This is a genomic window from Streptomyces sp. JNUCC 63 (assembly GCF_054366325.1).
Map to the genome: position 1 here is coordinate 5,011,591 of NZ_CM135963.1, position 19,994 is coordinate 5,031,584.

Here is a 19,994-nt window from a genome sequence, read left to right on the forward strand (position 1 = left end):
TAAGACGATCTACCAGGTGAATCAGTTTCCGAAGGTCACCCCAGGAGGGAGGCCAGCCTGCGCCATTCCTGCCTCGGCAGGGCTTCCCGTGGGCCGTCGGTGACCACCTGGAGTGCCACGTGGTCCGCGCCCGCCGTGTGGAACGCCTCGATGCGCTCGCGGACGCGGGAGTCCTCGCCCCAGGCGAACAGCGCGTCGATCAGGCGGTCGCTGCCGCCGTCGGTGACGTCGGACTCGGTGAAGCCGAGGCGCAGGAAGTTCTTGGTGTAGTTCGGCAGTTCCAGGTAGGGGGCGAGGTAGGCGCGGGCCACCGTGCGGGCGCGGGCCGGGTCGGTTTCCAGGACGACCTTGAACTCCGGGGCCAGCAGGGCGGCTTCGCCCAGCACCTCGCGGGCCTGCGCGGTGTGGTCCGGCGTGCCCAGGTACGGGATCGCGCCGGCCGCCCGGTCCCGGGACAGCTCCAGCATCTTCGGGCCGAGGGCGGCGAGCACGCGGCGCCCGGCGGGCACGCCGCCCTTGCCGGACCGGTCGAGCTCGTCGAGCTGGTCCAGGTAGCCGACCATCGTCGAGTACGGCTTCCGGTACTGCTCCACGCGCGGGCCGTGGCTCACTCCGAGGCCCAGGACGAAGCGGCCGGGGTGGGCGGCTTCCAGCTCGGTGAACTGCGCCGCGGTGTCGGCGGGCTCCTGCTGCCAGACGCTCTGGATGCTGGTGCCGACGACGATCCGCCGGGTCGCCTCGATCAGCGGGGCGGCGTTGCGGGCGGTGCTGTTGCCGCCCAGCCAGACGGCTCCGTATCCCAGTTCCTCCAACTCGGCGGCAGCCTCGGCGAGTTCGCCGCGCCGGGCCGCGTCCTCCGAGCGGAGCCCGATGCTCCAGATGCCGTACCGGCCGACGGTCTCCTGCAAAGGGCGCGAAGGGTGCAAAGGGCCTGTGGTGTCGCTCATCGGTTCCGATCCCTCCGGACGGGGTGCTGTGCCTTGATCGTCACGCGTACAGCACGTCCCAACCGGAGGGCGTCCCGGGATAATCCCCGGCTTCCCCCGAGAGGACCAACGCTGTTCCGGGGACCGCCCGAGCAGGGGGCCACCCGGCACCGGATGGCCCCCGGAGGGATCATCCTGTCGGCGCGTCGGGTCCCACTCCCGCCCGGTGGGCGTCGAGCGGGGCGGGCGGCTGCTGCACGATCGCGACCGTCGTCTGCGTCATGGCCGCCCCGTTCCTCGGTGTGCGTACAGCTCGGGCCGGCGGTCCGCGTGCACGTCGTTGCGGTCGCTGATGGCCTTGTTCCGCGCCTCGGTGAGGTCGAGCGTCGCGGTGACGACCGCCTCCTCGCCCAGACGCAGCGGAGTGACGGGATAGCCGTCGGCGTCGACGATCACGCTGCCGCCGAGCCAGTCCTGGCCCCGTTCGGTGCCGGTGCGGTCGGCGACCGCGACGAACATCCGGTTCACCGCGGCGTTTGCCTGGACGCGGATGATCTCGCCCGGACGCTCGCCCTCCGGTCGCGGGTACAGCGGCCAGTTCACCGGTCCGCACAGCAGCTCGGCCCCGTCCAGGGCCACCAGCCTCACCCACTCGGGGAACTCGAGGTCGTAGCAGACCAGCATCCCGATACGCCCGTACGGGGTGTCGACCACGGGCGGCCGTACGTCCCCGGGCGTGAAGCCCCAGGTCTTCTCACCGTCCCACAGATGCGCCTTGCGGTACGAGGCGCGCGATCCTGTCTCGTCGACGAGCACGGCCGAGTTGTACGCGCGGCCGTCGGCGCCGAGTTCGGCGAAGCCGCCGACGATGACCAGCCGCAGCCGGGCGGCGAGTTCCTCCCACTCCCTGATCGTCGCGCCGTCCAGTGGCTCGGCCACCGACAGCAGTTCGTCCGCGTCCTCGAAGACGTAGCCGGAGTTGGCCAGCTCGGGCAGAACCACGATGTTCGCGCCCCGCCGGGCCGCCTCCTCGACCGCCTCACGGATCTGCCGCCGGTTCTCCTCGACACGGCCGACACGTGGCGCGATCTGGCAGCTCGCGACCGTGACCGCCGGGCGCGCCTGGGATATGGGTTGCGGCGTCACCGGGCGGTTCCCTCCAGTTCCGCTTCGCTCTCCGCGCGGGCATCGGCCTCCGCATCACGGTCCAGATTCCGTGAGAACAGCAGGTAGAGCACGCCGGAGACGGTCAGACCGATGATGAACGAGAAGTCGGCGCCGCCGAGCGCCTCCGCCACGGGGCCGACGTAGAAGCTCGTCGAGAAGAAGGGGATCATCGCGACGAACCCGGCGATGTACGCGGTGACGCCGCGCCATGCCCAGCGGCCGTAGGCGCCGTTCGGCTTCAGGATCTCGGCGATCGCGTACGTGCCGCGGCGCACGAAGTAGAAGTCGACCAGGTTGACCGCGGTCCACGGCACCAGGAAGTAGAGCATCAGCAGGACGAAGTCGTTGAAGCTGCCGATGTAGTCGTCGGGGATCAGCAGGGCGACGACGATCGATACGGCGCCGACCACGACGAGACCGACGACCCGCAGCCGCACGGTCGGACGCACCTTGCGGAAGCCGTCGATCGCGCTGGTGCCGGTGAGCATCGCGCCGTACGCGTTGACGCCCATGATCGAGACCAGCGCGAGGACCGAGGTGACCACGGCGATCAGGCCGAAGCCGGGGAAGAGCAGGTCGCCGACCTCACGCAGGGCCAGGATCGGGTCGGGGTTCGGCAGATAGCTGGCAAGGATCGCCCCCAGCGACATCAGCCACACCGCGGAGAACGTGGCGCCCGAGTAGACGGCGGTGATCAGCTTGCCCGCGGGCGCGTCGGCCGGGAGGTAGCGCGTGTAGTCGGAGACGTACACCGAGTAGCTGATGTTGTAACCGGCCGCGAGGGAGAACTGCACGAGGAAGGCGTTCAAGTCCCACCCCGCCGTCGTGGCGGGGGCGTCCGCGGGGATCGGGCTGGAGGAGAAGTGCACGATGGCCACGATCGTGAGGATCGCGAAGACGACGATGAGCACATACGTCAGCCAGCGCTGGACGAAGTGGAGCAGGTCGTGCCCGACCACGGCGATGACGATCGATGCCGCGATCAGCACCGGATACCAGAAAAGCTTGCCGTCGGGCAGGAGGAGTCCGATGCCCTGCTCGGCGAGGACCGTGTCGAAGACGAGGAAGCCGACGTAGACGAACACGGTCGCGGCGAACGGCACCGTGGAGCCGCGGCTGCCGAACTGCGCCCGTGACTGGATCATTTGGGGCAGGCCCATGCGCGGCCCCTGGTTGGCGTGGAACGCCATGAAGAAGGTGCCGAAGCCGACGCCGAGGAGGATGGCCAGCACGCTGTAGCCGACGCTGAGGCCCATCGAGGCGCCGACGAAGCCGGCGACCATGGTCGGGAGCACGAAGTTGCCGGTGAACCAGAACGGTCCCTGGTGCCATACCTTGCCGTGGCGCTCGGTGCTGGGCACGTAGTCGATCGAGTGCTGCTCGATCGCGCCTTCGCGGCTCGGCACGGTATCTGAAGCGGACATCGCCTTCGTCCTGTCACTGGGAGGTCGGTCGTCCGGCGGGAACGGAGGGTTTCGACAGAGCCCGCCGGAACCTGGTCCCTCGGATCTGCGACCCTTGAGAGTTACCTATACACAACAAAAAATGTCTATTCGACAATTTTCAGTGCGGGTAGTCTGGCTCCGGGCCACGAACCTGTCAAGAGCCGTCCGTGAGCCGGCCGAACAAGGCGAGGAGTTCATGAAAGCGCTGCATCCGGCGCCCTCCGGCGACCCAGTCCGTGTCGGAGCGCGGCTTCGAGCGTGCCGCAAGGCGCAGGGGCTCACGATCGAACAGGTCGCCGCTGCCACTGGCCTCACCAGGGGGTTCCTCAGCCGCGTCGAGCGCGACGAGACCTCGCCGAGCGTTTCGACCCTCGTGACCCTGTGTCAGGTGCTCTCGCTGCCGGTCGGTTCTCTCTTCGAGGACGCCGACACCGAGGTCGTGCGCCTCACGGAGGCTCCGAAGATCAACATGGGCGGCCACGACGTCATCGACCGCCTGATCACACCGCGCGCGCAGTCGAAGGTCCAGGTCCTGCGCTCGCACCTCGAACCAGGCGCGAACGGCGGCGACGACCTCTACACCATCAACTGCGACGTCGAGGTGCTGCACGTCGTCAGAGGCGAGGTCTCCGTGGAGTTCACGGGGCGCACGCAGACACTGACGGCCGGCGACACCCTCACGTTCTCCGGTCGCGAGCCCCACAACTGGCGCAACTCGGGCCCGTCCCCGGCCGAGGTCCTGTGGACCTTCGTCCCGGCCCCATGGAGCGGCTCCCGTTAGTGTGATGCGCCGGGAATTTCAGCTGTAAGTACCTACGGCCGTGGCCCCGAAAAGGGCGTCCGACTCCTGCCGTGGCGGGGCAGTGAGCAGCGGCACCCGGGGGCACGACCCGGCGGGCGCGCTGTCCGGTGATCGTCGCGATCCGTTCGAAACCCCCGTCGTCATGCGGGACCGTGGCGCGATGGCGCTCGGCCGTGGCGGCGATGAGCAGGTCCGCCATCGACAGCGAACGGTGGAAGCCGCCGGCGAGCGCCTCGCGCTGCACGTCAAGCACACGGTCCCACACGTCGTCAGGGGTGGGGAGCAGTTCGAAGCCGTACGGCAGCAGGCGGAGCCGCTCCCCCGACCGCGTCCTCCGTCGCCATGCGAACGGCCTTGGCCTTTGTCCACGTTCCGTGGATGCGCGTGGCTTCCGCGAGGATCCTGCCATCGGGGCCGATCACGGTCCGGGACATGGCAGGTCCTTTCGCCGACGGAGTGCGATGTCTGCGATGACATCGCTTCGCGTGTGCCGGACGATGCCGAATGCTGGGCCGGAGCTTTCCTTACCCTTGGGTCAGAAACCGCTCCAGCGCCTCGACCACCAGGCGGTGGTCCTCCAGTTGCGGCAGACCGGACACCGTCACCGCGCCGATCACGCCCGCGCCCTCGACGTTGATCGGGAACGAGCCGCCGTGGGCCGCGTAGACGTCCGGGTCCAGGCGGGAGGATGCCTCGAAGGTGGTGCCCTTGGCCCGGAAGCGGGCGCCCACCAGGTAGGAGGCGGAGCCGTAGCGCTCCACCACCCGGCGTTTGCGGGCGATCCAGGCGTCGTTGTCGGGGGTGGAGCCGGGAAGGGCCGCGTGGAAGAGCTGCTGGCCGGCGCGGTGGATGTCGATGGCGACCGGGGCCTGGCGCTCGCGTGCCAGGTTCACCAGCAGCGAGCCCAGCGCCCAGGCGTCGTCGTACGTGAAGTGGGGGAGGACCAGGCGGCGCTCCTGGGCCTCCAGTTCCTCGACGCTCGGGGTGGTCCGGGTGTCGTTGTTCGTCACAGCCGCACCGCCACGCCGTCGCGGGCCGAGCGGTGGGCCGCCTCCAGGACGTCGAGTGCGGCGGCTGCCTCCCGGGCGGTCACCGGGTTCGGGGCGCCCTCGCGCAGGGCGGCGGCCACGGCGGCGTAGTACGCCGGGTAGTCGCCGGGCAGGGTCGGTACGGGGCGGCCGCCGCCGGTCAGCGGGGACTCTCCCGCGCCGATGCGGCCCCACATGGACTCGGGTTCCGTGCCCCAGCCCTCGGGGCCCGGGCGCCTCCCCTCCCGCAGTGCCGCCTCCTGCGGGTCCAGGCCGTACTTCACGTAGCCCGCCTGCGAGCCCAGCACCCGGAAGCGCGGGCCGAGTTGGGCGGCCGTGGCGGAGACGTAGAGGTGGGAGCGGACGCCGTTCGCGTGGGTGATCGCGATGAACGTGTCGTCGTCGGTCTCGGCGCCCGCGCGGCGGATCACCGACTCGGCGTACACCTGGGTGGCCGGGCCGAACAGGACCAGGGCCTGGTCGACCACGTGGCTGCCGAGGTCGTACAGCAGCCCTCCGATCTCCGCCGGGTCGCCGGACTCCCGCCAGCCGCCCTTCGGCTTCGGCCGCCAGCGCTCGAAGCGGGACTCGAACCGCCATACGTCACCCAGCTCGCCCTCGGCTATCAGCTTGCGGAGGGTGAGGAAGTCGTTGTCCCAGCGGCGGTTCTGGAAGACGGACAGGAGCAGACCGCGCTCCTCGGCCAGGGCCGCGAGGTCCCGGGCCTCGGCCGCCGTACCGGCGATCGGCTTGTCCACGACCACCGGCAGGCCCGCCTTCAGGGCGGTCGTGGCGAGCGGGACGTGGGTCTTGTTCGGGGAGGCGACGACGATCAGGTCCAGCTCGCCGGCACGGGCGAACAGCTCGTCGGGGCCGGTGACGGTGCGGACGTCCGGGAACTCCGTCCGGGCCTGCTCCTGACGCTGCGGGTTCGAGGTGACCACCGTGTCGAGGGTCAGGCCCTCGGTCGCGGCGATCAGGGGGGCGTGGAACACGGAGCCGGCGAGACCGTAGCCGACGAGGCCCACGCGGAGGGGAGTACCAGTCATGCCCCCTACTCTCGCAATGCCGTTGGCCAGGTGCACATGCGGGTCCGAAGTGGGGGCGCCGAGGAGGCGGTGAGGCCTCGACGGCGTCGGCGGCCGGGCGTGTGACACGCTGGGGGCATGACGACACCACCGGACGGGCTGCCCGTTTACCGGGTGCTGACCGGTCCTGACGATGCGGCGTTCTGCCACCGTGTGAGCGAGGCCCTGGCGATGGGATACCGGCTGCACGAAGGGCCGTCGGTCACGTTCGACGGAGAACGGGTGATCGTCGCGCAGGCGGTCGTCTGGTCCGGGTGCCGGGAGACCGGGAACTGAGCCCGCGGCTGCGTGCGCACCGGCTGCCCGCAGCGGTGTCGCGGCCGGTCGAGGGCATCCGCCGGCTTCGGTACATGCCGCGCCCACATGGTGGGTCATATGCCATATTGCGGACATGGTCCGACGAAAGGCAGACGAAAGGCATGCCATGAGGTTCGCAGTCATCGGCGGTACCGGGCTGATCGGGTCGCAGGTCGTCAAGGATCTGAACGCCGCCGGGCACGAGGCGGTGCCGCACTCGCACTCCACCGGAGTCGACGTCATCAGCGGCCAGGGCCTGGACGAGGCGGTGGCGGGAGCCGACGTCGTCGTCAACCTGACGAACTCCCCGACCTTCGACGAAGCCTCCCTGGCCTTCTTCCGGACCTCGATGGACAACCTTCTGGCCGCGGCCCGAAGGGGCGGCGTCGGCCACTTCGTCATCCTCTCGATCGTCGGCGCGGACCGGGTGCCGGAGCTGGACTACTACCGGGCCAAGGTGCTCCAGGAGGGCATCCTCGCGGCCGGGCCGATCCCCTACTCGATCGTCCGGGCGACGCAGTTCATGGAGTTCATGGACGCCGTCCTGTCCTGGACCACCGACGGCGACACCGTCCGGCTGCCCGCCACGCCGATCCAGCCGATCGCCTCCAGGGACGTGGCCGAGGCGGTGGCGGAGGTCGCCGCGGGCACCCCGCTGAACGGCATTCGCAACATCGCCGGCCCCGAGGTCTTCCCCCTGGACGAGCTGGGCCGGATCACCCTGTCCCGCAAGGGCGACGACCGCACCGTCGTCACCGACCCCACCGCCGGCATGTTCGCCGTCGTCAAGGGCGACGTCCTCACCGACGAGCACGCTCACCTCGCCCCCACCCGCTACACCGACTGGCTCTCCTGACCCGCTCGCGCCCTTCCAGGCGCGCGGTACGCGGAAAGCCAAGCTCCGGCGCCGTCCGCCGGACCGTTTCGGCAAGATCCGGGCACTGGTTACGCTGGGGCTCACGCACGCCCGCGTACGGCAGGAGACCCGCACATGCCAGACCGCAAGCCCATCGAGTCGTGGCTCACCGACATGGACGGTGTCCTGATCCACGAGGGTGTTCCGATCCCCGGTGCCGACGCCTTCCTGAAGAAGCTGCGGGAGTCCGGCCGGCCGTTCCTGGTGCTCACCAACAACTCGATCTACACCCAGCGCGACCTGCGCGCCCGGCTGGTGCGCATGGGCCTGGACGTGCCGGAGGAGAACATCTGGACCTCCGCCCTGGCCACGGCGCAGTTCCTCGACGACCAGCGGCCCGGCGGCAGCGCGTACGTCATGGGTGAGGCCGGTCTGACCACCGCGCTGCACGACATCGGTTACATCCTGACCGACCACGACCCCGACTTCGTGATCCTCGGGGAGACCCGGACCTACTCGTTCGAGGCCATGACGAAGGCCGTGCGCCTGATCAACGACGGTGCCCGGTTCATCGCCACCAACCCGGACAACGTGGGCCCCTCCGCCGAGGGAGCCCTGCCCGCCACCGGCTCGGTCGCCGCGCTGATCACCGCGGCGACCGGTAAGAAGCCGTACTTCGTCGGCAAGCCCAACCCGCTGATGATGCGTGCCGGGCTGAACGCGCTCGGCGCCCACTCGGAGACCTCCGCCATGATCGGCGACCGCATGGACACCGACGTGCTCGCGGGCCTGGAGGCCGGGATGCGGACGTTCCTGGTCCTGTCCGGTGTCACCCAGCCGAAGGATGTCGACCGCTTCCCGTTCCGGCCGTCCTACGTCGTCGACTCGATCGCGGATCTGGTCGAGCGCGTCTGAGGCCGCCCGGTCACCCGTTCGGAGCAGTGCGGGGCCGGGGCGGATGCGGGGCCGGGCCGTCGGGCGTCTCCTGGTAGGCGGAGGTGTCACGATGGGTCCAGTACGTCTCACGCTTTGTGCGGGACTTCTGGTGGGGGCCCTCCTGGTCCCCACGGCCCGGGCGGCGGAAGGGCAACCCGAGGTCCCTGATGCCGCCCCTGCCGCCGTGGAGGCCCCCGCCCCCGCCGGTCCCGGTGCCGCGCACGCCGTGACCGGGCTGGTCCTCGCGGGTGCCGCCGCGGCGGCCGTCGTCCACCGGAGCCGTAGGACGGACGACCGAGGACGCGATCACCATGCCCGATCCTGACTTCGACCCCGGCATCGGCCGTGCCCCCTCCCGCGGCACCGGCCGTCTCCTCGTCGGCCTGGCCTGGGTCGTGCTGCTGCTCGGACTGTGGCTGTGGGGACATGACCTGGGCGACGTACGGCAGCCGCCGACCGTGCCGGTCACCGGGGACATGGCCGCGGCCGGCCGGCCCGCCGGAACCGGTCCCTGAGCCCCTGCCGTAACAGGTCCCCGACAAGCACCGGCGGAGTGCGTGAGGGCCGCGCCACCCGTGTGTCAGCATGGGGCGTGGCTGAACGCACCAGGGGGGAAGGCATGTACGGCAGCAGGAAAGGGGCTCTCTCGCGCGCCTCTTCGGCGGGGATCCGGGCGTCCACGGTGGTGCTGGGGGCGGCGTTGCTGGCCGCCGGGTGCTCCTCGGGAGGCGACGACGGCAAGGACGAGGGCGCCTCCATCACCCAACAGCCCAAGGAGGCCGACCCGTTCTGGGTCAACCCGGACAGCAGGGCGGCCCGGCAGGTCGCCGCGTACGTCAAGGCCGGCAAGAAGGCCGACGCCGAGCAGATCCGGAAGATCGCCGAGCAGCCGACCGGCGAGTGGATCGGGCCGGAGAACCCCGAGCAGGAGGCCCGCGGCTTCACCGGGGCCGCCGACAAGGCGGGCCGCACCGCGCTGCTCGTCCTCTACAACATCCCGCACCGCGACTGCGGCCAGTACTCGCAGGGCGGCGCCGGTGACGGCGACGCCTACCGGGCCTGGGTGGACGGCGTGGCCAAGGGCATCGGGGACCGCGCGGCCACGGTGATCCTGGAGCCGGACGCCGTGCTGCACCTGGTGGACGGCTGCACCCCGGAGGAGTTCCAGGCCGAGCGCTACGACCTGCTCAAGGGCGCGGTCGAACGGCTCAAGTCCCTGAAGAACACCAAGGTCTACCTGGACGCCGGCAACGCGGGCTGGGGCCATCCCGACCAGATCTTCGAGCCGCTGCGACGGGCGGGCGTGGACCAGGCCGACGGTTTCGCGGTCAACGTCTCCAACTTCTACCCCACGAAGGACTCCATCGCCTACGGCAAGCAGCTGTCCGCCAAGACCGGGAACAAGCACTTCGTCGTCGACACCAGCCGCAACGGCAACGGCCCCTACGACGGCGGCGATCCGGACGAGCGCTGGTGCAACCCGCCCGGCCGGGCGCTGGGCGAGGCACCCACGACCAGGACGGCCGACCCCCTGGTCGACGCCTACCTGTGGGTCAAGCGGCCCGGCGAGTCCGACGGCACCTGCAAGGGCGGGCCCAAGGCGGGCGACTGGTGGGCCGAGTACGCGCTGAAGCTCGCCAAGGCCAGTAAGTAGCAGCGTCCGGAGACGACTCGGGGGCGCCCCCATCAAAGAAGGGCGCCCCCGAGAGCCGTCGGTCTACGGCACCTTCACCCACTGCGCCTTGCTCGGCGTCCCCTGGTCGTCGTCCACGAACAGCATGTACCACCCGGACTGCACCAGGTTCCGGTTCTTCGGCACCTTCACCGTGATCTTGTCACCGGACGTGGTGAAGTCCAGCGCGATCGAGCGCTGGTCGACGTCCGTCACGTGCGTGGATGCGCTCGGGCGGATCAGCCGGACCTTCTTGACCGTGCCGGCGTGCTGCGAGGTGAACGCCCCCGAGGCGCCCCGGGCGATGGTCTGCGGGCCGCCCGACAGGGAGGGCCGCGAGTCCCGGTACAGGTACGGCGGCGTGTAGATCTCGACGCGCTGCTCGAACGTACCGGGCTTGGTGTTGGCCTTGTCGCCGTAGAGCGAGTCGGAGCCGAAGAACATCACCCGGCCGTCCGGCAGCAGGATCGAACCGGCGTGGTAGTTGCGGCCGACCAGCGGGTCGGCGACCCGCTTGAAGGTGCTGGACTTCGGGTCGTAGAGCCGGGCCTGGAGGATGTTGGAGTCGCCGCGGCCCCGGTAGTCCTCCGAGCCGCCGGAGACCAGGACGGAGTCGTCGGGCAGGATCGAGGACTGCGGGTAGCGGGTGCCCTTCTCCAGCGACGGACCGTCCGTGAAGCGCGGGTTCCTGCTCTTCAGGTCGATGATCCGGGTCTTCCTGCTGGCCAGCTTGGACTCGCCGACCCCGCCGCCGCCGATCACCATGAACCGCTCGTCCTGCGCGGGCGGCAGCAGGACCGTGCCGGAGGTCTCCATCATCCTGGCGTCGCTCAGGCCGGGCAGCTTGGTGAACTCGTTGCTGTCCACGTCCCAGACGCCCGGGTCGCGGCCCACGTCGGCCGGGCCGTAGCCCGCGTTGGAGCCCGAGTAGAACAGCTTGCCGTTCTGCAGCGGGAACAGCGCCGGGTAGGTCGGGAACTGACGGATCTTCGGCGTGTACGTCCACTTCTTGGTCTTGGGGTCGAAGATCTCGTTCTTGCCCGGGACCAGCTGGCCGATGTCGTCGAGGCCGGAGACGCTGAGGATCTTGCCGTCGCTCAGGGTGGTGAGCGTCGGGTACCAGCGGGCCTCGTTCATCGGGTCGACCTTGATGTACTTCTCGGCGACCGGGTCGAACTCGTAGGCGTCCCGGATCCCCTGGAAGTCCTTCTTGTCCAGGGCGAGCTTCTGCGCGATGCCGTAGGTGTTGCGGGCGTCGGCGTCGGTCAGGCCCTGGATCCTGTAGTTGTCCTGGGTTCCGGTCTCGTACGTGGCGCCGCTCCTCTGCGCCTCGACGTAGATACGGCCCAGGCCCGGGGTGTTGCCGGTGAACCTGCCGGTGGCGTCGAAGTTCTTCTTGGCGCGCGGCACCAGCACCGGGTCCTTGGAGACGAACGTCCTGCCGTTCTCCTTGCCGGTGAACCTCGTGCCCGCGGGCAGCGTGATCGGCTTGTCCGGGTTCTCGTTGTGGACGATCATCAGGCCGCCGGCCTTGGTGACGTCGCCCTTGAGCTTCTCGTACCGCTTGGTGCCGCCGGCGATCAGGATGTTGCCGTCGGCGAGCTGGGTGTGGCCCGTGCAGAACAGGTCCTCGGGTGTGGGCACCTTCTTGACGGTGCCCTTGACCGGGTCCCAGATACGGGTGTCGAACTGCCGGGCGTCGAAGTTCTTCTTGTTGTTGCCCGAGCCCGCGACCATCAGCACCTTGCCGGTGTGCAGCAGCACGGCGTGGATGGTGTTCTGCCGGTACTCCTCCGGGAACTGGACGATCTCCCAGTGGCCGTTCTCGGCCTTGTACTCGGGCTTGTTGATCTTGTACTGGTGGTAGCGCTCCGTGCCGAAGCGGTAGAGCCACGGCCCGTTCATCCCGGCCAGAGCGACTACCACCACCGCGCCGATCCCGAGCCGTCGGGCGCGGCGGAGGCCGGCCTGGTCCTTCATTCCTTACGTCCCCCAAGTCCACCGAGGGCGATCTGCATGGTGTGCTCGCCCGTCGTTCCGTTCGTCGTTCCGTCCGTCGCGTTGTTCGCCGTGCCGCCCGCCGCGGCCCAGGTGGGGCGCTGCTGTGCGGGGTTCGGCGCGTATCCCGGTGGCACCTCCGCCACGGGGACGGGCATCCCCTGGGCCGGTGTGTGGGCCCGGTGCGCGTGTGCCGGGACCGCGTCCCGCGGCTGGGGCGCGGCGGCCGGGCCCGCGCCCCTCTTCCGCTCCTGCCTCAGCGTCCACCGCCAGGCGAAGATCGGTGCGGCCGTGATGAGCATGGCGAACGTGGCCCAGGTGATCATCGCCGGGTGGGAGTGCCCGAAGACGAAACCGGCGGCGAGCGAACCGCCGAAGACCAGGATGAAGAACCAGTGGATGCGGAACGTGCCGAACAGCGTGTCGGGGCTCGCCGACTCGCCCTTCGGGGTCACCACGAACTTGCTCTTGCGGCGCAGCACGGCGTCCATCAGCGAGCGCGCGTAGATCGGCGCCGACAGCGCCGACATCACCATGCCGGCCACCCCGCCGGAACCCTCCGGTTCGTGCGGGGAGACGTTGTGCCGGCGGTTCCAGATGTACAGGCCGATCTGGAGCGCCGAGGCGTTGCCGTAGAGCATCAGCCACACGGTCGGGTCGATGTTCACGCCCGAGGCGCCCAGGCCCAGGAACAGCGCGCAGCTCAGCGCCGCCAGGATCCAGTTCAGGGCGGACATCGGGTAGAAGATGATCATCATGGTGTAGTTGAAGAGCTTGCTCGGCGGCAGTGTGCCGAAGCCCTTCCAGTACTGCTTGAGGATCGTCTCGTACGTGCCCCGCGACCAGCGCAGCTGCTGGGTGAAGAAGTCCGTCCAGGCGTTCGGGCCCTCGCCGACCGCGAGGACGTCCGGGGTGTAGACCGACTTCCACTTGCGGCCGGTGGCCGGGTTCTTGGCGCGGTGCATCTCGAAGCCGGTGGCCATGTCCTCGGTGATCGAGTCGTACAGGCCGCCGATCTGCTTGATGGCCTTGATCCGTACGGCGTTGGAGGTGCCGACGAACATGGGGGAGCCGTAGCGGTTGCCGGCGCGCTGGATGAGGGCGTGGAAGAGGAACTGCTGCGACTCGGCCGCCTTGGTGACGAACGTGTCGTAGTTGCCGTAGACCTGCGGGCCGATGACGAAGCCGATGTCCGGGTCACGGAAGTAACCCAGCATCCGCTCCAGGTAGTTGGGCAGCGGTACGTGGTCGGTGTCGACGGAGGCGAAGAAGTCGTAGTCGTCGCCGTGCGCCTGGAGCCAGGCGTTGTAGTTGCCGTGCTTGGTCTTGGCGCGGTGCGGGCCCTTGGGCTGGTTCCAGCGCGCGACGCCCTTGCGGCTGAAGTGGTGGACGCCCAGGCGCGCGCAGACCGCCTTCACCTCGGGGTCGTCGCCCTCGTCGAGCAGCCAGACGTGCAGCAGACCCCGGTGGCGCAGCCGTACGGCGGCCTCCAGGGTCTTGGTCACCATCTCCAGGGGTTCCTTGCCGGGCACGAAGGAGGTCAGGAAGGCGACCCTCGTGCCGGTCTCGGGCACCACGGGTATGGGGTCGCGGGCGACCAGGGTGGCGTGCGCGTTGGACAGCACGTTCATGCAGCGGAAGAACTCGATCAGGCCGATCGAGACCAGCATCACCATGTCGAGGGCCGGCAGGAAGTCGTAGGCCGGGTAGTCGCGTTCGGTCCAGTGCTTGGGCTGCAGCAGCCAGACCAGCAGGACCAGCGACAGCAGCGGCGCGGCGGCCAGCATCAGCGCGACCCGGATGCGGTGCGGCTCCTGGGAGATCAGTGAGCGGTACTGCACCTTGTACGGCTTGTCCGGGTCGGGCTGGGTGAGGGGGCCGGCCAGGCGGCTGTAGTGCTCGTAGTCGTATCTCGGCAGGGTCTTCTTGATTCTGCGCAGGGTCCCGGTGTTGCTGCCGCGGTGCCACGGCAGCCGGAGCTGAGTGGTCTGAGAAGGATCAAAATCCTGTCGGGCGCCCTTCGGCGTGGACGTCATGAGTCATCCCCCCACACGCACATGTGCGCGTGTTCGTCGGTTCCTTCGCCTGCTTCGGGTCCCCCTCGACCTTTCGCAGACGTGTGCGTGGTGAGCCGCAGGCACCACGTCGTCCCACCCTATAGACATGGCACCGCGGCCCGCCGGTTGCATGGCTGCCCCCCTCGGCGGCCTTCGACGCATGGGGCCCCTTCTCCCCACGGAACGGGCAACCGGCTGTTACAACCCCCCAACACCCCCCAACGTCCTCAACACCCCCCAACTGCCACTTATCGGCGACAGTTTGGCATACAGGGTTCTACGGCGTTCGGCATGATCGCAAGACGCCCGGCGGGAGCCGGATGCAGCGAGGGCGAGCCCGGTCCGCGTTTCCCGCGGACGTGGCTCGCCCTCGTCACTGTGCGCCGCCAGGGACTCGAACCCCGGACCCGCTGATTAAGAGTCAGCTGCTCTAACCAACTGAGCTAGCGGCGCCTGCTGACCCGTTTACTTTACATGACGCCCGGAGGCGTTCCCGACCATTTGCGTGCGTCGTCCGGACCGTCAATACGCGTATCCGGGCGGCGGTTGTGATAATGATCAAGGAGTATATATCCTGACATATCCATATGGAGCGTGAGGGAGATCGCATGGAGTCTCCGGAATCCGAGGGGTGTGGGGCGGCGGTACCCGCGGACGGCCGGGTGAACCGCGGCGGCCCCCGGCTCATCCGCGACGAGACGACCACCGGGATCCCCGTCCACCTGCTGTTCCGCGACGAACCCGGCCCGGCCCCGGTCAGGCCCGCGGTGGTGGACCCGGTCGAGGACACGGTGACCCGGCTGACCGTGCGCGGCCTGATCGACCTGGACGACTACGAACGCAAGGCCCGGGTGCGGGACCTGACGGTGGCGTTCTGCGCGGGGCGACGGGAGCCGGGCCCGTGATTGGTATGGACATGTTCAACAGTCGGCAATAATCTGGGACTTGGTCTAGACCTGCACAGCTCAGTGAACCTCCCCCACGTTCTCCAGGAGCGGCAGTATGCGCACCAAGGCCAAGTTGTACGCAGCCGTGCTCGGCCTGACGACCGCCGGAGCCTTCGTGCTCTCCACCGGCGGCGCCAGCAGCCACGGCTACACCGACCTCCCCATCAGCCGGCAGAAGCTCTGCGCCAACGGCACCGTTCCCAACTGCGGCGACATCCAGTGGGAGCCGCAGAGCGTCGAGGGCCCCAAGGGCTTCCCGGCGTCCGGGCCCGCCGACGGACGGCTCTGTTCCGGGAACAACACCCGGTTCGGCCAGCTCGACAGCCCCAAGACCCCCTCGGGCGGCGCCTGGCCGACCACCAAGGTCAACGGCGGGCAGAGCTACACCTTCCGCTGGCAGTTCACGGCCATGCACGCCACGACGGACTTCAAGTACTACGTGACCAAGCAGGGCTGGAACCAGAACCGCGCCCTGACCCGCGCCGACCTCAACACGACCCCGTTCCTCACGGTCCCCTACGGCGGCCAGCGCCCGCCGTCCACCCTCAGTCACAGCGGCACCCTGCCGACCGGGCTGAGCGGCCACCACGTGATCCTCGCGGTCTGGACGGTCGCCGACACGGGCAACGCGTTCTACGCCTGCTCGGACGTGACGTTCTGAGCGTCCCTTGAGGCGCCGGGCCGGCCGGCATGGGTAGGTTGCTCCCACGCCGGCCGATCACGGCCGCGCACGGAGTTCGGGGGACCTCATGGAAGCGCTGTTCTACGTCGTGCCGCTGCTCATGATCGGCGCCGCGGTCTTCATGTTGGTCAAGGTCGTCCGCCGTTCCCAGGACATCCGCGACGCCTGGAGCAGCGGACTCACGGCCGAGGCACGGTGCCTGCGGGCGTACACCACGACCAGCGGCGGCGGGGAGACCATGGTGAGCACGACGTTGCACCATGTGTACGAGTTCACCACGCGCGAGGGCCGCAGCGTCCGCTTCGAGGAGAGCAACGGGCCCGCGACGGTCGTCGAGGGTGACATCGTCACCGTGCACTACGCGGCCGAGCGGCCGGAGCGGGCGACGGCCCACGCCCCGGCACGTGGGAAGCTGGCGGCGGAATCGGGGTGCCTGCTGGCCTTCCTCGGCGTGTTCATCGTCGGCTGTGTCATCTTCATGGTCGTCGTCCACGGGTTCTTCTGGATGGCGGACGCCTTCCTGCGGTGAAACGCCCGAAGGGCCCCTCGTGATCACGAGAGGCCCTTCGTCTGTGCGCCGCCAGGGACTCGAACCCCGGACCCGCTGATTAAGAGTCAGCTGCTCTAACCAACTGAGCTAGCGGCGCATGACTCCCGCCGTCCGCTCTCCGCGTCCGGCGACAAGGAAAATACTACCTGGTTCCGAGCGGTGCTTCCGACCACCCCGGCGGGGTGCGGGGACGCACATGCCGCCGGGGGTGGTGCGCCCCCTGGAGACGCGTCCCCTGGAGAACCGCGTCAGAGAACCGCGTCAGAGAACCGCGCTCAGGAACTCCCTGGTGCGCTCGTGGTCCGGGTCGCCGAAGAGCTTCTCCGGCGGGCCGGACTCGATGACCCGGCCCGAGTCGAACATCAGGACCTGGTCGGAGATGTCCCGGGCGAAGTTCATCTCGTGGGTCACGCACAGCATGGTGATGTCGGTGCTGCGGGCGATGTCCCGCAGCAGGTCGAGCACGCCCGCGACCAGCTCCGGGTCCAGCGCCGAGGTCACCTCGTCCAGCAGCAGCACCCGCGGCCGCATCGCCAGCGCCCGCGCGATGGCCACCCGCTGCTGCTGCCCGCCGGAGAGCTGGGTCGGGCGCATGTCGCACTTGTCGGCGAGGCCCACCAGGTCCAGCAGCTCGCGGGCGCGGGCCTCCGCCTCGTCCCTGGACAGGCCGAGGACGGTCACCGGAGCCTCGGTGATGTTGCGCAGGACGGTCATGTTCGGGAACAGGTTGAACTGCTGGAAGACCATCCCGATCTTCTTGCGGACCTCCCGGCACTGCTTCTCCGGCGCCGGGAACAGCTGCTCCCCGTCGACGGTGATCACGCCCTCGTCGGGCTTGGTGAGCGTCATCAGCAGCCTGAGGATCGTCGTCTTGCCGGAGCCGGACGGGCCGATCAGGGTGACGTGCTCGCCGGCGTCCACGGAGAAGTCGAGCCGGTCCAGGACGGTGTTGCCGCCGAAGCGCTTGGTGACCTGCTCCAGACGGATCAGCTCACGGCTGCCGGGACTGCCGGCGGGACTGCCGGCGGGGCTGTCGGCGGGGCTGCCGGCGGGGCTGTCGGCGGGGCTGTCCACGGTGGCGGCCGCGGTCTTCGGGATCGAGGGTTCGGTGTCAGCGGGCAAGGCGTCGCTCCAGGGCTCGCAGAAGAAGGGAGGCGGGGTAGGCGATGAGGACGAAGGCGATGCCGACGGCCACGATCGGCTCGTTCATCTGGAAGGTCCGCGAGCCGAACTGGCGCGCCTGGCCGAGCATCTCCAGCACGCCGATGGTCATCAGCATCGGCGAGTCCTTCAGCATCGCGATGACGTAGTTGCCGAGCGCGGGCGCCACACGGCGCAGCGCCTGCGGCAGGACCACCGCGGTCCAGGTCCGCGAGCGCGGCAGGCTGAGCGCCGTGGCCGCCTCCCACTGACCGGCCGGTACGCCGTCGATGCCGGCGCGGTAGACCTCCGCGGTGTACGTCGAGTAGTGCAGCCCCAGGCCGATCACGCCCGTGGCCAGCGCCGAGAGGGTCAGGCCCCACTCGGGCAGCACGTAGAAGATGAAAAAGAGCTGCACCAGCAGGGGTGTGTTGCGGATGAACTCCGTGACGGCCGTGACCGGCCAGCGCACCGCCTTCAGCGGCGAACGCTGGGCCAGCGCCCAGACCAGGCCGAGGGCGAACGCGATCAGCGCGCCCAGGACCAGGGCCTGCAAGGTCACCAGCACGCCGTGCCGGAAGACGGGCAGGAAGTCGCCCAGCGTGGACCAGTTCCAGTTCACGAGACACCTCCGGTGGCCGACGAGCTGCCGGCGAGGTCCTGCCGCGGGGCCCGGCCGGTCTTCGCGGTCACGGCGGGCTCCGCGGGCGCGAGCCGCCCGACGCTCGCCTTGGCCCTGCGCTCCACCAGCCGCATCCCCCGGGTGAGGAGGAAGGCGAGGACGAAGTACATGACGAGGATCACCGTGTAGACGGGGGCGCTCCGGCCGGTGGCGTTGCGCACCAGCTGGGCCGCGAAGGTGATGTCGCCCACGCCGAGCACGGACACCAGGGCGGTGCCCTTCAGTAGCTCGATCAGCAAGTTGTTGAACGGCGGAACCATCTCCGGCCAGGCCTGCGGCAGTACGATCTTGCGCAGCCGCTGGGCCGGGGTGAAGCCCAGGGCGACACCGGTCTCACGCTGCGCCTGCGGCACGGCGGCCACCGCGCCCCGGACGACTTCCGAGCCGTAGGCGCCGTAGGTGCACCCGAGCGTGAGCACGGCCGCCCACAGGGGGACGAGCTGCCAGCCCAGCGTCATCGGCACCACGAAGAACACCCAGATCATCAGCACCAGTGCCGAGGTGCCCCGGAACAGCTCGAAGTACGCGCCCGACACGAACCGGACGATCCACAGCCGGTGGGTGCGGGCCAGCCCCACGGCGAACGCGACGGCCGCGCCGAGCGCGGCACTGAACACGGTCAGCTGGACCGTGACCCACACACCGTGCAGCAGCAGGCCCCACAGACCCGATGTGATCTCACTCATGCCCGGCACTTCTCCTCGGCCGTGAGCGTCGTCATCTGGTCCTCGGAGAACCCGAAGGGGCGCATGACCTGCAGCAGTTCGCCGCTGCGCTTCATCTTGTGCAGCTCCCGGTTGAAGGCGTCGCGCAGATTCCGCTCGGGCCTGCGGAACGCGAAGCCGCCGACGTCGACGACCGGCTTGCCGTCCACGTACGGCGTGACCTCGTCGGTGGCCTCCGCCCTGGTACTGCGGGTCTGCTCCAGCACGTTGCGCACCGTGACCGCGGTCCCCGCGAAGACGTCGACCCGGCCCTGTTCGACGGCGAGGAGACCGGCCAGCTGGTCGGGCAGGGTGGTGATCTTCTTCACCCCGGCCGCCTTGGCGTAGTCGATCTCCGCGTAGCCGATACCGGTCGCCATCCGCGCCCCGGCGCGGGCGATGTCCTTGTAGTCGTGCAGCTTCATCGGATTGCCCTTGGCCACGATGAAGGCGTCCTTCATCTGGTACTCGGGATCGGCGAAGAGCACTTGTTGGCAGCGGTCCGGATTGATGTACATGCCCGCCGCGACCACGTCGAACTGCAGCGAGTTCAGTCCGAAGATCAGCGAGCCGAACTCGGTGGGGAACGGCTCGACGTGGTCGACGCCGAGTCGCTTGAAGATCCGGGTGGCTATGGCCGGGGCCGACCCCGTCACCTTGCCGTCCTTGCCGATGTAGCCGTAGGGCTGCTCGCCCGCGACGCCCAGGCGCACGCTGCCCCGGGCCCGCAGTTGCTCCAGCAGCTGCCCGCCGTCACCGGTGTCGGCGGTGGCCACCCGGCTGCATCCGCTGCTCGTGCCGATCGCACCGGCCGCGGCCAGGGCGGCGGCGCCCGAGAGCAGGGCGCGGCGGCGCAGGCCGGGTCTGTTCGTACCGGGTGAGCCCTTGTCGTGTGCCTGGAAGGGAACCATGGGCGCGCCGCTACCCGGATCACGGGAGGGTATTCCGGCCGGATTCCACCCCTCCTTCAATCCTTCACAGGCGTAATCCACACCTGATCCCGGCCGGCCGGGTCAC

General features: G+C 69.6%; 21 protein-coding genes, 2 tRNA genes and 1 pseudogene. 9 read left to right on the forward strand and 15 right to left on the reverse strand.

Annotation, left to right across the window (positions count from 1 at the left end; translation table 11 throughout):
- Positions 1 to 35 precede the first annotated feature (35 nt).
- From ACX25U_RS23060 to ACX25U_RS23070, 3 genes are all read right to left on the reverse strand, one after another.
- Entirely contained in the window at positions 36 to 947 is a 912-nt protein-coding gene (locus ACX25U_RS23060; protein ID WP_454382770.1) for an LLM class F420-dependent oxidoreductase, read from the reverse strand.
- Between the two features lie 258 nt (positions 948 to 1,205).
- Positions 1,206 to 2,072, reverse strand: coding sequence for a nitrilase family protein (locus ACX25U_RS23065; RefSeq protein WP_454382771.1), 867 nt, complete (start codon positions 2,070 to 2,072; stop codon positions 1,206 to 1,208).
- The gene (locus ACX25U_RS23070; RefSeq protein WP_454382772.1) at positions 2,069 to 3,517 is read right to left on the reverse strand and encodes a purine-cytosine permease family protein; all 1,449 of its coding nucleotides are present in this window, start codon (positions 3,515 to 3,517) and stop codon (positions 2,069 to 2,071) included. The genes ACX25U_RS23065 and ACX25U_RS23070 overlap by 4 nt, the downstream gene beginning before the upstream one ends.
- 217 nt (positions 3,518 to 3,734) lie before the next feature.
- On the opposite strand from ACX25U_RS23070, the gene ACX25U_RS23075 reads away from it, so the two are divergent.
- On the forward strand, positions 3,735 to 4,319 hold the full coding sequence (locus tag ACX25U_RS23075) for a helix-turn-helix domain-containing protein (RefSeq protein WP_454382773.1): 585 nt from the start codon (positions 3,735 to 3,737) through the stop codon (positions 4,317 to 4,319).
- Here ACX25U_RS23075 and ACX25U_RS23080 read toward each other — a convergent pair.
- From ACX25U_RS23080 to ACX25U_RS23090, 3 genes are all read right to left on the reverse strand, one after another.
- The gene (locus ACX25U_RS23080; RefSeq protein ID WP_454382774.1) at positions 4,216 to 4,749 is read right to left on the reverse strand and encodes a PIN domain-containing protein; all 534 of its coding nucleotides are present in this window, start codon (positions 4,747 to 4,749) and stop codon (positions 4,216 to 4,218) included. The genes ACX25U_RS23075 and ACX25U_RS23080 overlap by 104 nt on opposite strands.
- 115 nt (positions 4,750 to 4,864) lie before the next feature.
- On the reverse strand, positions 4,865 to 5,350 hold the full coding sequence (locus ACX25U_RS23085; RefSeq protein WP_454382775.1) for a heme-degrading domain-containing protein: 486 nt from the start codon (positions 5,348 to 5,350) through the stop codon (positions 4,865 to 4,867).
- Positions 5,347 to 6,417, reverse strand: a complete 1,071-nt coding sequence (locus ACX25U_RS23090; protein ID WP_454382776.1) for a Gfo/Idh/MocA family oxidoreductase — start codon at positions 6,415 to 6,417, stop codon at positions 5,347 to 5,349. Before ACX25U_RS23090 ends, ACX25U_RS23085 begins: the two co-directional genes overlap by 4 nt.
- A gap of 117 nt (positions 6,418 to 6,534) precedes the next feature.
- Here ACX25U_RS23090 and ACX25U_RS23095 point away from each other — a divergent pair, with 117 nt between their 5' ends.
- The 3 genes from ACX25U_RS23095 to ACX25U_RS23105 all read left to right on the forward strand — a co-directional run bounded on the left by ACX25U_RS23095 (position 6,535) and on the right by ACX25U_RS23105 (position 8,524).
- Positions 6,535 to 6,732: a DUF1737 domain-containing protein gene (locus tag ACX25U_RS23095; protein WP_454382778.1), complete on the forward strand. Its 198-nt coding sequence runs from the start codon at positions 6,535 to 6,537 to the stop codon at positions 6,730 to 6,732.
- Between the two features lie 148 nt (positions 6,733 to 6,880).
- The gene (locus tag ACX25U_RS23100) at positions 6,881 to 7,609 is read left to right on the forward strand and encodes an SDR family oxidoreductase (protein WP_454382779.1); all 729 of its coding nucleotides are present in this window, start codon (positions 6,881 to 6,883) and stop codon (positions 7,607 to 7,609) included.
- A gap of 135 nt (positions 7,610 to 7,744) precedes the next feature.
- Complete coding sequence (locus tag ACX25U_RS23105) at positions 7,745 to 8,524, forward strand: HAD-IIA family hydrolase (protein WP_454382781.1); 780 nt, start codon at positions 7,745 to 7,747, stop codon at positions 8,522 to 8,524.
- Positions 8,525 to 8,534: 10 nt separating this feature from the next.
- Here the strand turns inward: ACX25U_RS23105 and ACX25U_RS23110 are convergent, their stop codons facing one another.
- Positions 8,535 to 8,858 (reverse strand): hypothetical protein, encoded by a 324-nt coding sequence (locus tag ACX25U_RS23110; protein WP_454382783.1) that lies wholly within the window; start codon positions 8,856 to 8,858, stop codon positions 8,535 to 8,537.
- Here ACX25U_RS23110 and ACX25U_RS23115 point away from each other — a divergent pair.
- Both ACX25U_RS23115 and ACX25U_RS23120 read left to right on the forward strand, forming a co-directional pair.
- On the forward strand, positions 8,857 to 9,060 hold the full coding sequence (locus ACX25U_RS23115; RefSeq protein WP_454382785.1) for a hypothetical protein: 204 nt from the start codon (positions 8,857 to 8,859) through the stop codon (positions 9,058 to 9,060). The two genes, ACX25U_RS23110 and ACX25U_RS23115, sit on opposite strands and share 2 nt — an antisense overlap.
- A gap of 104 nt (positions 9,061 to 9,164) precedes the next feature.
- Positions 9,165 to 10,199 carry a glycoside hydrolase family 6 protein gene (locus tag ACX25U_RS23120; protein WP_454382786.1) on the forward strand — a complete coding sequence of 345 codons (1,035 nt, stop codon included), beginning with the start codon at positions 9,165 to 9,167 and terminating at the stop codon, positions 10,197 to 10,199.
- Positions 10,200 to 10,262: 63 nt separating this feature from the next.
- Here the strand turns inward: ACX25U_RS23120 and glxA are convergent, their stop codons facing one another.
- The 3 genes from glxA to ACX25U_RS23135 form a co-directional block, all read right to left on the reverse strand.
- Entirely contained in the window at positions 10,263 to 12,197 is a 1,935-nt protein-coding gene (glxA, locus tag ACX25U_RS23125; RefSeq protein WP_454382788.1) for a radical copper oxidase GlxA, read from the reverse strand.
- The gene (locus tag ACX25U_RS23130; RefSeq protein WP_454382790.1) at positions 12,194 to 14,251 is read right to left on the reverse strand and encodes a glycosyltransferase family 2 protein; all 2,058 of its coding nucleotides are present in this window, start codon (positions 14,249 to 14,251) and stop codon (positions 12,194 to 12,196) included. Before ACX25U_RS23130 ends, glxA begins: the two co-directional genes overlap by 4 nt.
- 400 nt (positions 14,252 to 14,651) lie before the next feature.
- A tRNA-Lys gene (locus ACX25U_RS23135) sits at positions 14,652 to 14,725 on the reverse strand.
- A gap of 311 nt (positions 14,726 to 15,036) precedes the next feature.
- Between ACX25U_RS23135 and ACX25U_RS23140 the strand changes: the two are divergent.
- From ACX25U_RS23140 to ACX25U_RS23150, 3 genes and pseudogenes are all read left to right on the forward strand, one after another.
- A pseudogene (locus ACX25U_RS23140) lies at positions 15,037 to 15,177 on the forward strand (SPFH domain-containing protein); the annotation flags it as partial.
- 97 nt (positions 15,178 to 15,274) lie between these two features.
- Positions 15,275 to 15,880, forward strand: a complete 606-nt coding sequence (locus tag ACX25U_RS23145; RefSeq protein ID WP_454382792.1) for a lytic polysaccharide monooxygenase auxiliary activity family 9 protein — start codon at positions 15,275 to 15,277, stop codon at positions 15,878 to 15,880.
- A gap of 88 nt (positions 15,881 to 15,968) precedes the next feature.
- Positions 15,969 to 16,430, forward strand: a complete 462-nt coding sequence (locus tag ACX25U_RS23150) for a DUF3592 domain-containing protein (protein WP_454382794.1) — start codon at positions 15,969 to 15,971, stop codon at positions 16,428 to 16,430.
- A gap of 44 nt (positions 16,431 to 16,474) precedes the next feature.
- Here the strand turns inward: ACX25U_RS23150 and ACX25U_RS23155 are convergent.
- The 5 genes from ACX25U_RS23155 to ehuB all read right to left on the reverse strand — a co-directional run bounded on the left by ACX25U_RS23155 (position 16,475) and on the right by ehuB (position 19,888).
- Positions 16,475 to 16,548, reverse strand: a tRNA-Lys gene (locus tag ACX25U_RS23155).
- 164 nt (positions 16,549 to 16,712) lie between these two features.
- Positions 16,713 to 17,441 (reverse strand): ectoine/hydroxyectoine ABC transporter ATP-binding protein EhuA, encoded by a 729-nt coding sequence (gene ehuA, locus ACX25U_RS23160; RefSeq protein WP_454394459.1) that lies wholly within the window; start codon positions 17,439 to 17,441, stop codon positions 16,713 to 16,715.
- A gap of 121 nt (positions 17,442 to 17,562) precedes the next feature.
- Complete coding sequence (ehuD, locus tag ACX25U_RS23165; RefSeq protein WP_454382796.1) at positions 17,563 to 18,213, reverse strand: ectoine/hydroxyectoine ABC transporter permease subunit EhuD; 651 nt, start codon at positions 18,211 to 18,213, stop codon at positions 17,563 to 17,565.
- Entirely contained in the window at positions 18,210 to 18,959 is a 750-nt protein-coding gene (gene ehuC / locus ACX25U_RS23170) for an ectoine/hydroxyectoine ABC transporter permease subunit EhuC (RefSeq protein ID WP_454382798.1), read from the reverse strand. The genes ehuD and ehuC overlap by 4 nt, the downstream gene beginning before the upstream one ends.
- Positions 18,956 to 19,888 carry an ectoine/hydroxyectoine ABC transporter substrate-binding protein EhuB gene (ehuB, locus tag ACX25U_RS23175; protein ID WP_454382800.1) on the reverse strand — a complete coding sequence of 311 codons (933 nt, stop codon included), beginning with the start codon at positions 19,886 to 19,888 and terminating at the stop codon, positions 18,956 to 18,958. Before ehuB ends, ehuC begins: the two co-directional genes overlap by 4 nt.
- Positions 19,889 to 19,994 lie beyond the last annotated feature (106 nt).

Excerpts from the sequence above, each read along its gene's own strand:
- ACX25U_RS23080 (WP_454382774.1), bottom strand. The coding sequence starts at position 4,749 with ATGGCAGGATCCTCGCGGAAGCCACGCGCATCCACGGAACGTGGACAA.
- glxA (WP_454382788.1), bottom strand. The coding sequence starts at position 12,197 with ATGAAGGACCAGGCCGGCCTCCGCCGCGCCCGACGGCTCGGGATCGGC.
- ACX25U_RS23120 (WP_454382786.1), top strand. The coding sequence starts at position 9,165 with ATGTACGGCAGCAGGAAAGGGGCTCTCTCGCGCGCCTCTTCGGCGGGG.
- ACX25U_RS23110 (WP_454382783.1), bottom strand. The coding sequence starts at position 8,858 with ATGGTGATCGCGTCCTCGGTCGTCCGTCCTACGGCTCCGGTGGACGAC.
- ACX25U_RS23070 (WP_454382772.1), bottom strand. The coding sequence starts at position 3,517 with ATGTCCGCTTCAGATACCGTGCCGAGCCGCGAAGGCGCGATCGAGCAG.
- ACX25U_RS23100 (WP_454382779.1), top strand. The coding sequence starts at position 6,881 with ATGAGGTTCGCAGTCATCGGCGGTACCGGGCTGATCGGGTCGCAGGTC.
- ACX25U_RS23095 (WP_454382778.1), top strand. The coding sequence starts at position 6,535 with ATGACGACACCACCGGACGGGCTGCCCGTTTACCGGGTGCTGACCGGT.
- ehuC (WP_454382798.1), bottom strand. The coding sequence starts at position 18,959 with ATGAGTGAGATCACATCGGGTCTGTGGGGCCTGCTGCTGCACGGTGTG.
- ACX25U_RS23130 (WP_454382790.1), bottom strand. The coding sequence starts at position 14,251 with ATGACGTCCACGCCGAAGGGCGCCCGACAGGATTTTGATCCTTCTCAG.
- ACX25U_RS23090 (WP_454382776.1), bottom strand. The coding sequence starts at position 6,417 with ATGACTGGTACTCCCCTCCGCGTGGGCCTCGTCGGCTACGGTCTCGCC.
- ehuB (WP_454382800.1), bottom strand. The coding sequence starts at position 19,888 with ATGGTTCCCTTCCAGGCACACGACAAGGGCTCACCCGGTACGAACAGA.
- ACX25U_RS23145 (WP_454382792.1), top strand. The coding sequence starts at position 15,275 with ATGCGCACCAAGGCCAAGTTGTACGCAGCCGTGCTCGGCCTGACGACC.
- ACX25U_RS23060 (WP_454382770.1), bottom strand. The coding sequence starts at position 947 with ATGAGCGACACCACAGGCCCTTTGCACCCTTCGCGCCCTTTGCAGGAG.
- ACX25U_RS23105 (WP_454382781.1), top strand. The coding sequence starts at position 7,745 with ATGCCAGACCGCAAGCCCATCGAGTCGTGGCTCACCGACATGGACGGT.
- ACX25U_RS23150 (WP_454382794.1), top strand. The coding sequence starts at position 15,969 with ATGGAAGCGCTGTTCTACGTCGTGCCGCTGCTCATGATCGGCGCCGCG.
- ACX25U_RS23075 (WP_454382773.1), top strand. The coding sequence starts at position 3,735 with ATGAAAGCGCTGCATCCGGCGCCCTCCGGCGACCCAGTCCGTGTCGGA.
- ACX25U_RS23115 (WP_454382785.1), top strand. The coding sequence starts at position 8,857 with ATGCCCGATCCTGACTTCGACCCCGGCATCGGCCGTGCCCCCTCCCGC.